Consider the following 14,562-nt stretch of genomic DNA (forward strand, 5'->3'; position numbering starts at 1 on the left):
TCTCCTCGTCGGGGGTGCGGCAGTCGGGGCGAGCAAAACTTAGCTAAGGCTAACCTTCCTAAATTCTGGCGGCAACCGGGTCCCAGCACCCGGGCCCCCGCCACCCGCGTCGGCTTTGTCTGATATGACCAGTACCGACTCCGAGGACAAAGGACGACGACGGTGACCCAACCCGAACACGAGGCCCCGACCGACCGGCGACCGGCGCGGCTGCGACCACCCCGGCACCGCGTCGAACCCCGCGCGAAAGGACTGTGGACGGTCCACGCGCTGCTGGTGGTGCTGCCGCCGGTCGCGGCCCTGGCCGTCCTGGCGATCCTGCTGCCCCCGGCGCGCGGCTGGCTGACGGCCGGGCTTGTCGTCGTCGCCGTCCTGGGGATCGGATACGTACTGGTCATGCCGCGCTGGCGCTACCGGGTACACCGGTGGGAGACCACCGAGGAAGCCGTCTACACCGCGTCCGGCTGGCTGCGTCAGGAATGGCGGGTCGCGCCCATGTCGCGGATCCAGACCATCGACACCAGCCGCGGCCCGTTGCAGCGGATGTTCCGGCTGTCCAGCCTCACCATCACCACCGCCTCGGCCAAGGGCGCGATCGCCATCAACGGGCTCGACCACGAGATCGCCGACGACCTGGCGCACCAGCTGACCGCGATCACCCAGGCCACCCCCGGGGACGCGACATGAGCCCGACGGACGAATCCACCGGTACGGGCGGGTGGCTGCGACTGGAACGCCGGTTGATGCTGCTGATGGCGGGCATCGCCGTGGTGCCGTTGCTGCCCATACCGTTCCTGGTCCTCACCGGCGTCAAGGGCGTCATCCTGGGTGTGGGCATCCCGCTGGCCTCCATCTCGCTCACCTTCGCCGTGATCTGGCTGGTCGCGCTCATGCAGTACCGCACCACCACCTACCGGGTCACACCCGAACGCTTCGAACTGCGTTCCGGGGTGTTCGCCAAGAAACGCCACTCGGTGGCGCGCGACCGGATCCGCGCCGTCGACCTGACCGCCTCGCCGTTCCACCGCGTCATCGGCCTGGTCGTCGTGCGCATCTCCAGTGGACAGCACTCCAGTTCCGAGAACCAGCTGGAACTGGACGCGGTCACCAAACCGGTCGGCGCGGCACTGCGTCGGGAACTGTTGCACCGCAAGGCACACAGCCCGGACGTCGCCGGGGCCGAGAGCGTTGGGGCCGACATCGACGACACCGGCGACGAGCTCGCGCGGCTGCGGCTGTCGTGGCTGCGGTTCGCGCCGCTGACCTTCGTGAGCCTGGCGCTGGGCTTCGGCGCGTTCGGGGTCGCGGCCCGGTTCCTGGGCGACTTCGGCGTCAACCCCACCGAACTGCCCGGCGCGACGGGACTGTGGGAACAGCTCAAGACCGACCCGGTACTGGTGGGCGCGACGATCCTGGGCGTGGCCACCGTCATCGCGATCGTGGTGGGCGCCATCGCCTCCACGGCGTTGTTCACCGAGGCGTGGTGGGGCTACCGGCTCGACCGCGAGGAGGCTGGGACGCTGCGGGTGCGGCGGGGCTTGCTGACCACCCGTACGACCTCCCTTGAGGAGGAACGGCTGCGCGGCGTCGACGTGGTCGAGCCGCTGCCGCTGCGGTGGGCCAAGGGCGCCTATCTGAAGGCGATCGCCACCGGAATGACGGCCAGCAAGAAGAACCAGGAGCAGGACACGCTGCTGCCGCCGTCCCCGAACACCGAGGCTGAACGGGTGGCGGCGGCGGTGCTGCGGGAATCCGACCGGGTCGCCGACCCCGCCCGGCTCACCGCGCACTCGCGGGCGGCCCGGCAGCGGCGCCTGACCCGAGCCGTGGTCACGATCGGGGTCACCGCGGCGGTGCTGGCGATCATCCAGTGGCAGTTGGGTTCCATCGCCGCCTGGGGTTGGCTCGCGGTGGTGCTGCTGCTGATCCCGATCGCCGTCGGCCTGGCCGTGGACGCCTACCGCAACCTGGGCCACGCGATCCGGGGCCGCTACCTGGTGAGCCGGTCCGGGACGTTGACCCGCCGCACCGCGGCCCTGCGGCGCGACGGCATCATCGGCTGGACGATCACGCAGTCGGTGTTCCAGAAGCGATCCGGGCTGTTGACCGTCGCTGCCACGACCGCCGCCGGGCGCGGGGCCTACAAGACCCGCGACCTCACTGTCGGAGAGGGGCTGGACCTCGCCGACGACGCGGTACCCGACCTGCTGGCCCCGTTCCTGGAGCGACCCGACACGACCGACGACCGCGAAGCCGAGAGCCGCTAGCTTCGTCAGCCGTCAGCCGTCAGCCGTCAGCCGTCAGCCGCGGCCGAGAGCCGTCCGCCTCGCGGCCGTCAGCTGAGAGCCGCGGCCGAGGGCCATCAGCCTCGCGGCCGTCAGCCGAGATGGCTTCGCGCCCGGCTCAGGTCGCCGAGCCCGCTGGTACCGGGGCGATCGGGTCGCCGTCGAGCTTTCGCCACTCGCCCCAGCCGTTGTTCGCCGCCGTCTGGGTTCGCGTGTGGACTGTTCCGTCGGGGGCGACGGTGAACACGTGGACCTTGCCCTCGCCGTCGCGACACGCGGTGGGCGTCGCCGTGACCGGGCCGGTGCCGAACTCCTCCTGCTCGCTCCAGGACGCGTCCGACAACTGGAAACTGTGGTAGATCACGTCGCCGCCCGGCGGCATGAAGAACGCCTCCAGCCGCCCGTCCTCGCTCGCCACCATCGTGGCCGCGCCCGCGTCGATCCAGTACGTGACCCGCCGCCAGTCGCCCCACTTGCCGTTGGCCGTCGACTGGGGACGGTTGTTCAGCGACAGCCCCATGGGTTCGATCACCATGACCTGCAAGCGATCCCCGGCACCCAGCGCGGCCGTTGGCGCGGCACCCGCGGCGGTGCCGAAGGAACCGTCCCAGTCGTGCCAGTCGCCGCCGGGGGAGTTCTGCCAGCGGTGGGCGATGTTGGCGCCGCCCGGGCCAAGCGCGATCACCTCCAGCCGGCCGTCGGCGTTGGCCGCCACCACCGGCGGGGCACCGGCGCCGTCGCCGAACCGCTCCCAGTCGGACCATTCCTCGCTGTTGGGCGTGGACTGGCGGCGACGCTGAATGCTTTCCCCCGCTTGGCCAAGCGCGAACAGCTCCAGCCGGCCGTCGGCGTCGAGGGCGGCGACCGGGGCGGCGTCGAACGGGCCGCCGAAGTCGCGCCAGTCGCTCCAGCCGCCGTCGCCGGTCTGGGTCCGGACCGCCAGAGACGCGTCGGGGCGCAACGCGAACACGCTGAGCCGTCCGTCCTCGTTGCCGCCGATCGTGGGCACGGTGGCGAAGCCGGTGCCGAACTCCTCCCAGCCGCTCTCCAGGGTTCGGGTGACCAGTGTGGAGCGGTCCTCGGCCAGCGCGAACAGCCGCACCGCGCCGGTGACGTCCACGGCGGCGGCGGGATTTCGGGGACTGTGCCACAACGGGGGAGTGTCGCGCCAGTGCAGCGGCGCCAGGTGCAGTCCATCCTGGAACCAGCCCGCGGCGGTGACCCACCAGTCCTCGCCGTCGCGCACGATCTCGGCGCAGTGCGCCGGAATGTGCCCCGCGTATCCGTCCAGTGTGAACGCGAACGGGTCCCGGCTGGCGAACACGTCGGTGCCGACGTATCCGTTGCGGGTGCCGATGAACAGGTACCACCAGCCGTCCCGCTCGACCAGGAACGGCGACTCGGTGACCGACACGGTGTGGTCGGTGATCGCGTCGGTCCACACCGCGCGGGCGTCGCTCCAGCCCTCGCGCAGGTCCTTGGAGGTGCGGGCCGCGACGATGTGGTGCCGCTGCTCGTCGACCTCGGTGTAGTACATGACCCACTCGTCGCCGATCCACACCACCATCGGGTCCCGGGCCGCGCCACCGTACCGGAACAGCGGGTTCTTGTCGTTGCGCTCCCAGTCGGTCAGGTTCTTCGATGTGGCCAGGTTGATCGCCCACGGCTCGCCCTTGGGCGCGCCCGCCGAGTAGAACATGTAGTAGGTGCCGTCGTGCTCGATGACGTGCGGGGCCCACAGGTGGTCCTCGCCCTTGCCCGTGTCGGTGGTCAGCACGTGCGGCTTGGACTCCCACGGTCCGTCGAGGTTGTCCGCGACGGCGTGCGCGATGTGGTCCTCGACCGCCGAGTCGGGGACCTGCCCGGGTGGGGCGGTGTCGCCGATGATGCTGAACAGGTGCCACTTGCCGTCCGGGCCCTTGATGGTGCAGTGGTCGTTGAGATAGCGCCTGTGATCCTGGTCCGGGCTCGGGTCGTACACGTGCTGGAACGGACCGGCGCCCAGCCAGCGCGGCCCGGCCTCCCGCCGCCCGGCGGGGGTGGCGTTCGCCGAGGCCGAGACCAGCAACGGGACGCCGCCGATCAGCGCGCCACCGGCGATCATGCCACGCAGCAGTTGTCTTCTGGGGATGGTGGTCATCGGGGCCGCCGCTCTCTCGTCACGTCGCGGGTAATCGATTACTCGGACAGGTTTACCGTGTCGGCGACCCGAAGGCAAGACGTCCGGCGGCGGAATATGGCAGGTTTGTTGACTCCCAGCCCCGGATGGTTCGGCAGGTCGCGGCACGGGCTGGTCGCGGGCAAGTCGCGACCTAGACGCGCCCTAGACCCGCGCGGCGAGACTTCCGGCATGGGTCGCCGCAACGGCGACCACAGCTGGGAAACCAGGGAGGAAACATGCGTAAGGCGATCATCGCGATAGCGACGGCGACGGTGCTGACGGCCAGCGTGGTCGGCGGCGTCGCCACGGCACACGCCGAGGGCGACGCCAAAGGCGACCCCAAGGGCAACTGCGCCACCAAGACCCTGCGGCTGAAGACCAAGAAGTCGTCCCCCGTGCACTACAGCCCGAGCGGCTCGTCGTCGGTGTTCGGGCACACCAAACGCCGCGCCTACACCTTCGACCACTACTGCGTCAACAAGCACGGCAAGCGCTGGTACCAGTTCAAGGGGGGCCGCCTCGACAACGGCTGGATCTACACCAAGTACGTGTTCTAGAACCGAGGGGCTCGGTGGGTTCCGGTTGTGCCGCAACCGGAACCCACCGTCTCACGCGCTGGCCACCGGCGCGGCGGCGATGTCCCAGAACGCGGCGTAACGGCCGCCGTGGCGCAACAGCTCCTCGTGGCCGCCCTGCTCCACGATCCGGCCGCCGTCGACGAAGACCACCCGGTCGGCGCGCTGGACGGTGCGCATCCGGTGCGCCACCATCACCACCGTCCGGCCCGCCATCAGCCGCTCGATTCCCGCGTGGACGGCCTGCTCGTTGACGGGGTCCAAAGCGGAGGTGACCTCGTCCAGCAGCACGATCGGCGCGTCCTTCAACAGCGCCCGCGCGATCGAGACCCGTTGCCGCTCACCGCCCGACAGCAGCGCACCGCCCTCACCGACGTTGGTGTCCCAGCCGCCGGGCAGCCGCTCGATCACCTCGTCCAGCCGCGCGGCGGCCGCCGCCGCACGTACCTCGGCGTGGTCGGCGTCGGGACGACCCAGCCGCACGTTCTCCTCGATCGTGCCGTCGAACAGGTAGACGTCCTGAAAGACGAACGCGATCCGCGCCATCAGTTCCTCGCTGCTCATCGCACGCACGTCCACACCGCCGACCGAGACCGTTCCGGCGTCCACGTCGTAGAACCGGGCCAGCAGTTGCAGCAGCGTGCTCTTGCCCGCGCCCGAAGGCCCGACGACCGCCAACCGCTGTCCCTCCGGTATGGACAGCGACAGGTCGTCGATGACGGTGCGGTCGCCGTGCCGGAACGACACCGCCTCCAGCGCCAGGTCATGGCTTCGCGGCCGCCGCGGTCGCGAGGGCTCGGGCAGCGGTTCGGTGCGCAACACGGCGTCGAGCCGGGACAGCTCGCCGCGGGCGCCGCGGATCTTGCCGCCGATGTCGGTCAACGCCAGCAGCGGATCGGCGCAGCGTGCGGCCAGCACCAGGATCGCCAGCACCTCGGCCACCCCTATGTTCCCGCCCAAGGCCAGATACGCGCCCAGCACCAGGATCGCGGTGAACATCGCCTGCACCACCAGCGTCGAACCCACCACGCCCGGCAGCGCCGACAGGGTGGTGCGGCGGGACGCGCGCTGAAGTTCGCGCAGCGAATCGTCCAGCAGACCGAAGCGCTCGGTCGTGCGGCCACCGGCCCGCAGCACCGGCTGGGCCTGGAGGTATTCGATTACCCGGCCGGTGGCCTGGTGGCCGCGTTCGTGGCGCTGCGCGTCGGTGGCGGCCACCGACCGCCCCGTCCACACCTGGACCGCCGCCACGATCGGCGCGGCGGCCAGCGCCGCCAGACCCAGCTGCCAGTTGAACGCGACCATCACGCCCACGATCGTCAACGGCGTCACGCACGCGGAGATGAACGGCGACAACAGATGCGCGATGACACCCATCGCCTCCAGCACACCGCTGGAGGCCGTGACTGACACCTGTCCGACCCGGCCGGAGTCGTACCAGCCGATGGGCAGCCGGGCCAGGTGATCGCCGAGTCGGCGGTACATGCCGCGCAGCAGCGTGGTGCCGACCCGAAATCCCGACACGTCACTGCGGTACCGCAGCACCCCGAACACCGCGACGGCCGCCGCGAAGGCGGCCAGCCACGGCCAGGCGTCGGCCGGTCGGCTGCCGAACAGCGCCCGCAGCACCGGAACCAGCAGTGCGTAGGACAGACCCTCGACGATCGCGGTGACCGTCATCAGGGCCACGGTGCGGCGCACCGGACCGGCGTACTCGTTACCCAGTACCCGCAACAGCATTCGAATCATCGGGGTTCGTCTCCTCGCATCACAGCACTGTGGTCTTCGAGCTCGTCGGCGAGCACCGGCGAGCGGGACTGCCAGAACGCGGCGAACTTTCCCTCGCGCCGCAACAGTTCGGACGGGGCGCCGCGCTCCACTATCGACCCGTTCTCCAGCAGCACGACGGTGTCGGCGTCGACGATCGTCTCCAGACGGTGCGCGATGACCAGCATCGTGCGCTCGCCCTCGGCCAGCGTGTTGCGCACCGCCTGCTCGGTCTGCGGGTCGGCGAAAGCGGTCGCCTCGTCCAGCACCAGGACCGGCGTGTCGGCCAGCAACGCCCGCGCGATCGCGATCCGCTGCGCCTCCCCGCCCGACAGCCCGGCCTCGTCACCGATCACGGTGTCGTAGCCACGCGGCAGTTCCAGAATCCGGTCGTGGACATTGGCCAGCCGGGCGGCGCGCTCCACGTCGGCGCGGTCGGCGTGCGGCACCGCCAGCGCGATGTTGTCCGCGACCGAGGCACGCAGCAGCCGCACGTCCTGGAACACGAACGACACGGTCCGGTACAACCGCTGACTGCCCAGCCCGCGCAGGTCGACGCCGCCGAGCAGCACCGCCCCGTGGGTCGGGTCGAAGAACCGGGGCAGCAACTGCACCAGTGTGGACTTTCCGCTGCCGGAGGGCCCGACGATCGCGGTGACCGTCCCCGGCTCCAGCACCAGGTCGATCCCGCGCAGCACCTCCTGGTCATCGCTGTACCCGAACCGGACGTCGCGCAGTTCCACCCGGTGACCTCGTGGCGCAACCGGTTGCGTGGGCTCCGGTAGCGACGGCACTCCGAGCACGTCCCGGATCCGGCCGACCGCTCGCCGAGCCGCCTGCAACTCGTCGAAACCGTGGCCCAACGCCGCCACCGGGGCGGTCAAACCCAGTCCCAGCAACAGGAACGGCAACAGATCGGCCGCGGCCATCGCGCCGTTCGTGATGAGGGCCGTGCCGCCGGTCAGCACCACGACGAGCACGAACGGCGGCGACAACGCCAGCTGCATCCCGGCGGCGGGCCGGGACAGTCCGCGCACCATCCGGTAGAAGATGTCGACGAAACCGTCCACCGCGGTGACGAACTTTCGGTGGGCGCGTCCGGAACCGTTGAAGGCCTTGACCACCGCGATGCCCTGCACGAACTCGACCACCGAACTGGAGATCCGCCCCATGGCCGAGTCGAAGTCCTTCTGCTCGCGCAACCGCGCCGGAGTCATCATCAGCGGGACCAGCGCGATCGCCAGCACCACCGGAATCAGCGTGATCAACGTGAGCCGCCAGTCGACCGTGAACAGATAGACCAACGACACGAGCGGCACCACGAACGCGGCCACCAACTCGCCGGGGGAGTGGGCGATGAACGGGTGCATCGCGCCGACGTCGTCGCCGACCACCTTCGCCAGCTCACCGGTGCGGCGCTGGGAGAACCAGCCGATCGGCACCCGTCCCAACCGCTCGGCCAGCCGCCTGCGAAACGCCAGCTGCACCCGGTCGTCGAGCAGGTGCCCGATCCCCGAGGACGCGGCCGTGAACAGCAGCCGGACGAACAGGCCGATCGCGCCCACGGTGACGGTGAACCAGACGTGGCCGGGATCGACCGGGCCGGGGGACAGGAACGTGCGGCCCAGTTCGACGACCGCCAGCAGCGGTGCCAGACCCGCGACGGCGCCGACGATCTGGAACAGCACGACGGCGGCGAAGGTCCACAGGTGCGGGCGCAGCAGCTTCGCCAGACCGGGCCCGGGCTTCGCGTCTGTCGTGGTTGTTTGTCTCGCCTCGGCGAGTTCGGTGGTGGTCACCGCGGCCTCCTTTTATTTTCGTACACGTACGAAAATATCACGCGAATCGCTCGGACAAAAACGCGGCGATCCGGTCCCGCGCCGCCTTGGCCTGCGACACCAGTCCCGGCATGCTGAGAAACGCGTGCCCCGCGAGGGAGTGCTCGGACAGCTGAACCGGCGTACCGGCCTCGCGCAGCCGGGCAACGTACGCGCGTCCCTGATCGGCCAACGGATCCAGCTCGGGCACCACCACGAGCGCCGCTGCCAAGCCACCGAGGTCTTCGGCGCGCAACGGCGACACCGCCGCCGCGTTCGTCCCTTCGGGAGCGGCCAACCGGCGAAACAGTTCCAACTGCGACGAGGTGAGGGTTGGGCTGTCGCGGAACTCGACCATCGAGGCGTAGTCGAAGGCCGAGGCGGTCACATCGAGCGCGGGATTGACCAGCACCTGCGCCCGCAACACCAGTCCCGCCTGCCGGGCCCGCATCGCGGCCAGGGCCACGATCGCGCCACCGGTGCTCTCGCCGACGATGGCCACCCGCGCCGGATCGACACCCCAGTCGGCGGCGTGCTCCACCAAGTGGCGCAACACATCCCAGCCGTCGTCGACGGCGGCCGACAACGCGATCCCGGGCGACAGCAGCCGGTGCTCCACCGACACCACCACCGCGGGCAGCGCCGCCATGCGGCTGTTGTTCCAGTCGCACTGCGCCGCCGTACCCACGAAACCGCCGCCGTGCACGTGAACCACGAGCGGCAGCCGCGAATCACGATCGTCCGAGGGCCGGTACACCCGAACCCGAACCCGCCGATCCGGCAGCGTCACTCGCTCCCAATCGATCCGCACGCCACGCTCGGGAAAACCGGTGATCAGCCGGATCAACCCGGACTCCATCCTGCGGTTGTGCGCCTGCTGCACGGCGGCCAGTTCCGCGGCCGACAGCCTCGGCCAGTCCGGCTCCTTGCGCAGGCCATAGGCCAGCCGGACGCCCAGCGGTGGGCGCCGCGTCGCGACGGTTTCGCTCATCTTCGCTCCCAGGGGTTTCGCTACTTGAGGTATCGATACCGAAGGTAGCATAACTTGATAGGCTGAGCACATGACCCGAGCAGCCGCATCCGCCCGGCCCCCCGGCCGTCCCCGCAACAGCGTCGACGCCACGGTCTTCGCGGCGACACTGAGCACTGTCGACGAACTCGGGTACGCGCGCGCCACCGTCGACCGCATCGCGGCCGCCGCCGGGATCGCCAAGACCACGATCTACCGGCGCTGGCCGACCAAGGGCGCGCTGATCACCGCGTGCCTCATCGAGGCGTTCGGCCCGCTGCCGATGACCGCGACCACCCGGGAGGACTTCCTGGCGGAGTCGATCCGCTTCGCGGCGGCGAAGATCGCCGAACCCGGTGTCGGCGCGGCGTTCGCGGGCGTGTTCACCGACGCCGTCAACGACCCGGCACTGCGCGAGATCCTGGCCACGCAGCTACAGGAGCCCTACCTGATCGCCATCCGGGAAGTGCTGGGCGAACCGGAGCACCGGGTGCTGTTCCTCATCGACGTCATCATCGGCACCCTGTTGCACCGCATGGGCATGACCGGGGAACCGATGGTCGACGACGACGTCGACGCCCTGGTCGCGATGACCCTGCGGGTGCTGGACTGACGTCTCAGCTCAACTGGTCGAACGGCACCGAGGCATCCGCGAGCCGCTTCGCGTCGACGGCACCGCCGCCGAGGATGAGCGCCTGCGCCGGAGCGATGCCGTCGTCCCACTGGTTGATGTGCATGGCGGCCACGACCCGCTCGCCCGACAACCAGAACGCGTAGAACGCCTGCTCCGCGACGTCGCCCCGGGTCACGACCGCGTCGTAACCGCCGGGCGGGAACCAGCCGCTGAACTCCATCCCGACGTCGTACTGGTCGGTGAAGAAGTACGGCAGCCGGTCGTAGTCGACGTCCTGGCCCAGCATCGCCTTCGCCGCGGCCTGGCCGCCGTGCAGGGCGTTGTCCCAGTGCTCCACCCGGACCCGGCGCTGGTAACGCGGGTGCGTCGGATTGGCGACGTCCCCGGCGGCGTAGATGTCGGCGTCGTCGGTGCGCAGCGACGCGTCCACCAGCACACCATTGTCGACGGACAGTCCGCAGCGCTCGGCCAGCTCGGTGTTGGGGCGCGCGCCGACGGCCACGATCACCGCGTCGGCGGGCACCTCCTCGTCGTTGTCGTCCACAACGGAGGTGACCCGGCCGTCGGAGCCGTTGATCCGGCTTACGCCGCTGCCGAGTCGCAGGTGGACGCCGTGGCGGCGGTGCAGTTCGGCGAAGAACTCGCCCATCTCGGCGCCGAGTGCCGCGTGCAGCGGGGTGGGCTGCGGCTCGAAGACGGTCACCTCGCAACCCAGCTCGCGGGCGGCGGCCGCGGTCTCCAGCCCGATCCAGCCCGCGCCCACCACGGCGACTCGGCTGTGGGCTCGCAGCGCGGCCTGCAACCGTTCGGAGTCGCCGACCCGGCGCAGGCTGAAGATCCCGTCCAGGTCGGTGCCCGGCACGTCGAGTTCGCGTGGTGAGGCGCCGGTGGCCAGCAGCAGCTTGTCGTACTGAAGCTGTTCACCGTTGTCGAGCCGCACCGTGCGGGCGCCGCGATCCAGCTCGACGGCCGAGTGCCCCAGCCGCAGCTCCACCGAGTGCTTGGCGTACCAGTCCTCCTCGTGCACGAAGATCGTCGGCCGCTCCTCGCTGCCGAGCAGGTATCCCTTGGACAGCGGTGGACGCTCGTAGGGCCGTTCGTTCTCGGCGCCGACGAGGACCACCCGTCCGGTGAATCCCGCTTCCCGCAGTGTCTGCGCCGCTGAGGCGCCGGTCAGGCTGGCGCCCACGATGACGAATGTCTGTTCGGTGGTCATGAACCCTCCTTTGTAGCGGGTTTAGCCGTTGGTGCCGGTGAGCGCGAAGAACTCCTGCCGCGAGCGGGCGTCGTCACGCAGCTGTCCGTGCATCGCCGAGGTCAGGGTGCGCGAACCGGTGGCGCGCACTCCCCGCAGCGCCATGCACATGTGCTCGGCCTCGATGACCACGCCGACACCCTTGGGCGCCAGGTGATCCCGCAACCAGTCGGCGACCTGTTTGGTCAGTCGTTCCTGTACCTGAAGGTCGCGGGCGAACAACTCCACCACCCGCGCCAGCTTCGACAGCCCGAGAATCCGTTCCCCGGGCAGGTACCCGACGTGCGCGACGCCGTGGAACGGCAGCAGATGGTGCTGGCACAACGACTGCACCGGAATCCCACGGGCGAGCACCAGTTCGTCGTAACCCTCGTCGTTGGGAAACGTCGTCAGGTTGAACTCGCGCGGCGTGAGCATCTCGGCGTAGGCCTCGGCCACCCGTCGCGGGGTGTCGGCCAGGTGCTCCGACATCGGATTGCGACCCAGCGCGACCAGCAGATCGGTGACGGCCTTGTGCGCGGCGTCCAGGTCCACATCCTCGCGGTCGTGGACCACACGCAACGTGCGCTGGGCCGGGATCGCGTGCGGCACCTTCATCTCACTCAGACTAGACAGGTTCGCGGGGTTGGGGGCCGGGGACGCCATGACAACGCTCCTTCTATCAACGAATTGTGTTAACGTTAGAGCGCATCACGAATTTAGTCAATACAACTTGGCTTTAGAATGACCGAGGCCGATGACACACCTTTCCGCAGTCGCCGCACTCGATGAGCCGACCCGGCGCAGGCTCTACGACTTCGTGGTCAGCCAGCCCGAGCCGGTCAGCCGCGACGAGGCCGCGGCCGCCGAAGAGCTGCCGCGAACCACCGCCGCCTTCCATCTCGACCGGCTCGTCGAGGCCGGTCTGTTGTCGGTCGTCCACGAACGACGCTCAGGCCGCACCGGCCCGGGCGCCGGACGTCCCGCCAAGCTCTACCACCGCTCCGACCGGCAGATCACCGTCTCACTGCCCGAACGCCGCTACGACCTGGCCGGGCAACTGCTGGCCGCCGCTCTCAGCGAAGCCGAGAACTCCGGCGAGTCACCGCGGGCGATACTCGACCGACGGGCCCGCACCCTCGGCACCGACATCGGCCTCGCCGCCCGAAGCCTCCACCCCGAAGTCAGTACCGAGGACTCCGTCGTGCGCACCCTGGCCGAGCAGGGTTTCGAACCCCGGGTCAGCGGCGACCACATCCTGTTGGGCAACTGCCCGTTCCACGACCTCGCCCGACAGCAACCCGAGCTGGTGTGCGGCATGAACCTGTGCCTGCTCGACGGTCTGCTCAACGGCCTGGGCATGCGCGGCCTGTCGCCACGCCTCAACCCGACCCGCAACCACTGCTGCGTCCGCCTCGAACCCACCGACGGTTCATAACCCGCCCAGGCGATCGGCGAGCTGCGCCAGATACAGCGACTTGGGATCCAGCCCGGACTTGTTGGTGCCCTCCACATAGCCCAACTGATGCGTGTACCAGTTGACATTGGTGACCGTGCCGGTGGTGCCGATGGCGAAGTTCTGCGAGGTCGGCGGCCGCTGCACGCACAGCCGCTTGCCATTGTCGACGGTGCAGTTCCACGCGACACTGTTCACCGACGACCAGCCGTGACCGCTGCCGAGGTCGCCCCGGTTGTGCAGCGACAGCACCCACGCGTTGTCGGCCTTACTGGACAGTTCCTTGATGTTGTCGTACAGCAGCCCGTGGCTCCAGCGCTGGTGACCGCCGGACTCGGAGTAACCGTTCTCGTTGTAGCCGTCGAGCCAGACGATGCCCGAACACGTGCTGGAGCCGGTGGCGATGAACGCGTGCCTGGCGTGGGTGGCCCACAGGCCCCGGAACAGGACCTGCTGCGCCATGCCCGCCGCGCTGAAGTTGTACCGCCGTTCGCCGATGAGCTGCGAGCGCGGATGACTGGCCCGTACATCCTGGACGGTGACCCGGGTACTGCGCTGCACGACGACCCCGGACACCGAGAAGTGCAGCAGGCTCGACCCGCGCACCCAGGCGTCCTCGGCCCGGGTGACGGCGACGCAGCTTTGCGGGTGGTTCTCGTCCTCGGCGGCGGGGGCACCCATGTCGACGCGCAGGTTCTCCACCCCGACATCGCGCACCAGCCCCGCCTGATCCCACTTATACACATAGGACTGCGAATATGACTTTCGCAGCGCGTTGAAAACCGGCGCGCAGACGACGATGTCGTTGCCCTCGATCCTCTTCACGTACCGGTTGTAGACAATGGGCAGTGAGTCGACCTTCCATGGCGGCTGGTTCTTGACCCCGCCGCCGTTGATCGCGTCGAGCCACTTCTGGGTGCACGGGTGGTGGATGATGATGTTGTCGCCGACCTTCAGGTTGGCCGTCGAGGCGAGGGTGAGTCGACGTGAACCGGCTTCCACCACACTGGACGTGACGTTGGTCTTCGTGCCCGCCACCTGCGAACTCCAGTCGCCTGACGTGCCGCCGACCGCGATCACCGCCTTGATGTCCGGTCCGCCGGTACCGGTGATCACCGTGTTGACGTTGGTGTCGGCGCCCTTGCCGGAACCGCGCAGCACCACGCCGCTGCGCTTCAGCTTGATGGTGCCGGAAACCTTGTAGTGACCCGGCTTCAGCAGCAGCGCGCCCCGGAAACCGTCCTCGCCCTTGGGAAGTTCACCCACCTCGTCCAGCGCCTTCTGGATGTGCGCGGTGTTGTCGTCCTTGACCGGGCCGATCGTCTTGACCACCGTGACATCCGGGATCTCGGCCTCGCCGTTGCGGTAACCGGCCCAGCTGAAGTCGGGGATCTTCTTGCCGTTGGCCTCGGCGGCGTACTTCAGCCGCCCGTCCGCGCCGGGATACACGAGCTTGGAGTGCCAGGTCGCGGACGTCGCGGGATCCTCGGCGATCGCGTTGGCGGCAACGGCGGCGGCGACACCCGCCGCGGCCACCCCGCCGCCCAGCTTCAGCAAACCTCGTCGTGACAGTGATGCGGCCATGTGGTCTCTTCCTCTGCGGTCGATGCGTGAGCACACGATG

The 14,562-nt window shown here is 69.5% G+C and carries 12 protein-coding genes; 5 read left to right on the forward strand and 7 right to left on the reverse strand.

What is annotated here, in order from left to right:
* Nucleotides 1-162 precede the first annotated feature (162 nt).
* Both SNAS_RS13895 and SNAS_RS13900 read left to right on the forward strand, forming a co-directional pair.
* On the forward strand, nt 163-687 hold the full coding sequence (locus SNAS_RS13895; protein WP_013018067.1) for a PH domain-containing protein: 525 nt from the start codon (nt 163-165) through the stop codon (nt 685-687).
* Nucleotides 684-2,267 carry a PH domain-containing protein gene (locus SNAS_RS13900; protein WP_013018068.1) on the forward strand — a complete coding sequence of 528 codons (1,584 nt, stop codon included), beginning with the start codon at nt 684-686 and terminating at the stop codon, nt 2,265-2,267. The genes SNAS_RS13895 and SNAS_RS13900 overlap by 4 nt, the downstream gene beginning before the upstream one ends.
* A gap of 136 nt (nt 2,268-2,403) precedes the next feature.
* Here the strand turns inward: SNAS_RS13900 and SNAS_RS13905 are convergent, their stop codons facing one another.
* Nucleotides 2,404-4,425 (reverse strand): DUF8189 domain-containing protein, encoded by a 2,022-nt coding sequence (locus tag SNAS_RS13905; RefSeq protein WP_013018069.1) that lies wholly within the window; start codon nt 4,423-4,425, stop codon nt 2,404-2,406.
* Nucleotides 4,426-4,682: 257 nt separating this feature from the next.
* Between SNAS_RS13905 and SNAS_RS13910 the strand changes: the two genes are divergently transcribed.
* Nucleotides 4,683-5,003 carry a hypothetical protein gene (locus SNAS_RS13910; RefSeq protein ID WP_013018070.1) on the forward strand — a complete coding sequence of 107 codons (321 nt, stop codon included), beginning with the start codon at nt 4,683-4,685 and terminating at the stop codon, nt 5,001-5,003.
* Nucleotides 5,004-5,054: 51 nt separating this feature from the next.
* Here the strand turns inward: SNAS_RS13910 and SNAS_RS13915 are convergent, their stop codons facing one another.
* The 3 genes from SNAS_RS13915 to SNAS_RS13925 are packed head-to-tail and all read right to left on the reverse strand — an operon-like array spanning nt 5,055 to nt 9,596.
* A complete protein-coding gene (locus tag SNAS_RS13915) occupies nt 5,055-6,770 on the reverse strand; it encodes an ABC transporter ATP-binding protein (protein ID WP_013018071.1) in 1,716 nt (571 codons plus the stop codon).
* The gene (locus SNAS_RS13920; RefSeq protein WP_013018072.1) at nt 6,767-8,587 is read right to left on the reverse strand and encodes an ABC transporter ATP-binding protein; all 1,821 of its coding nucleotides are present in this window, start codon (nt 8,585-8,587) and stop codon (nt 6,767-6,769) included. The genes SNAS_RS13915 and SNAS_RS13920 overlap by 4 nt, the downstream gene beginning before the upstream one ends.
* A 37-nt stretch (nt 8,588-8,624) precedes the next feature.
* Nucleotides 8,625-9,596, reverse strand: coding sequence for an alpha/beta hydrolase (locus tag SNAS_RS13925; protein WP_013018073.1), 972 nt, complete (start codon nt 9,594-9,596; stop codon nt 8,625-8,627).
* A gap of 70 nt (nt 9,597-9,666) precedes the next feature.
* On the opposite strand from SNAS_RS13925, the gene SNAS_RS13930 reads away from it, so the two are divergent.
* Nucleotides 9,667-10,227 (forward strand): TetR/AcrR family transcriptional regulator, encoded by a 561-nt coding sequence (locus SNAS_RS13930; RefSeq protein WP_013018074.1) that lies wholly within the window; start codon nt 9,667-9,669, stop codon nt 10,225-10,227.
* A 4-nt stretch (nt 10,228-10,231) separates the two neighbouring features.
* Here the strand turns inward: SNAS_RS13930 and SNAS_RS13935 are convergent, their stop codons facing one another.
* Together SNAS_RS13935 and folE are read right to left on the reverse strand one after the other, a co-directional pair.
* Complete coding sequence (locus tag SNAS_RS13935) at nt 10,232-11,464, reverse strand: NAD(P)/FAD-dependent oxidoreductase (RefSeq protein ID WP_013018075.1); 1,233 nt, start codon at nt 11,462-11,464, stop codon at nt 10,232-10,234.
* A gap of 21 nt (nt 11,465-11,485) precedes the next feature.
* On the reverse strand, nt 11,486-12,100 hold the full coding sequence (gene folE, locus SNAS_RS13940) for a GTP cyclohydrolase I FolE (protein ID WP_052305278.1): 615 nt from the start codon (nt 12,098-12,100) through the stop codon (nt 11,486-11,488).
* A gap of 139 nt (nt 12,101-12,239) precedes the next feature.
* Between folE and SNAS_RS13945 the strand changes: the two genes are divergently transcribed.
* Nucleotides 12,240-12,920 carry a helix-turn-helix transcriptional regulator gene (locus SNAS_RS13945; protein WP_013018077.1) on the forward strand — a complete coding sequence of 227 codons (681 nt, stop codon included), beginning with the start codon at nt 12,240-12,242 and terminating at the stop codon, nt 12,918-12,920.
* Here the strand turns inward: SNAS_RS13945 and SNAS_RS13950 are convergent.
* Complete coding sequence (locus SNAS_RS13950) at nt 12,915-14,522, reverse strand: pectate lyase family protein (RefSeq protein WP_013018078.1); 1,608 nt, start codon at nt 14,520-14,522, stop codon at nt 12,915-12,917. The genes SNAS_RS13945 and SNAS_RS13950 overlap by 6 nt on opposite strands.
* Nucleotides 14,523-14,562: the final 40 nt, after the last annotated feature.

The organism is Stackebrandtia nassauensis DSM 44728 (assembly GCF_000024545.1).
GTDB lineage: Bacteria > Actinomycetota > Actinomycetes > Mycobacteriales > Micromonosporaceae > Stackebrandtia > Stackebrandtia nassauensis.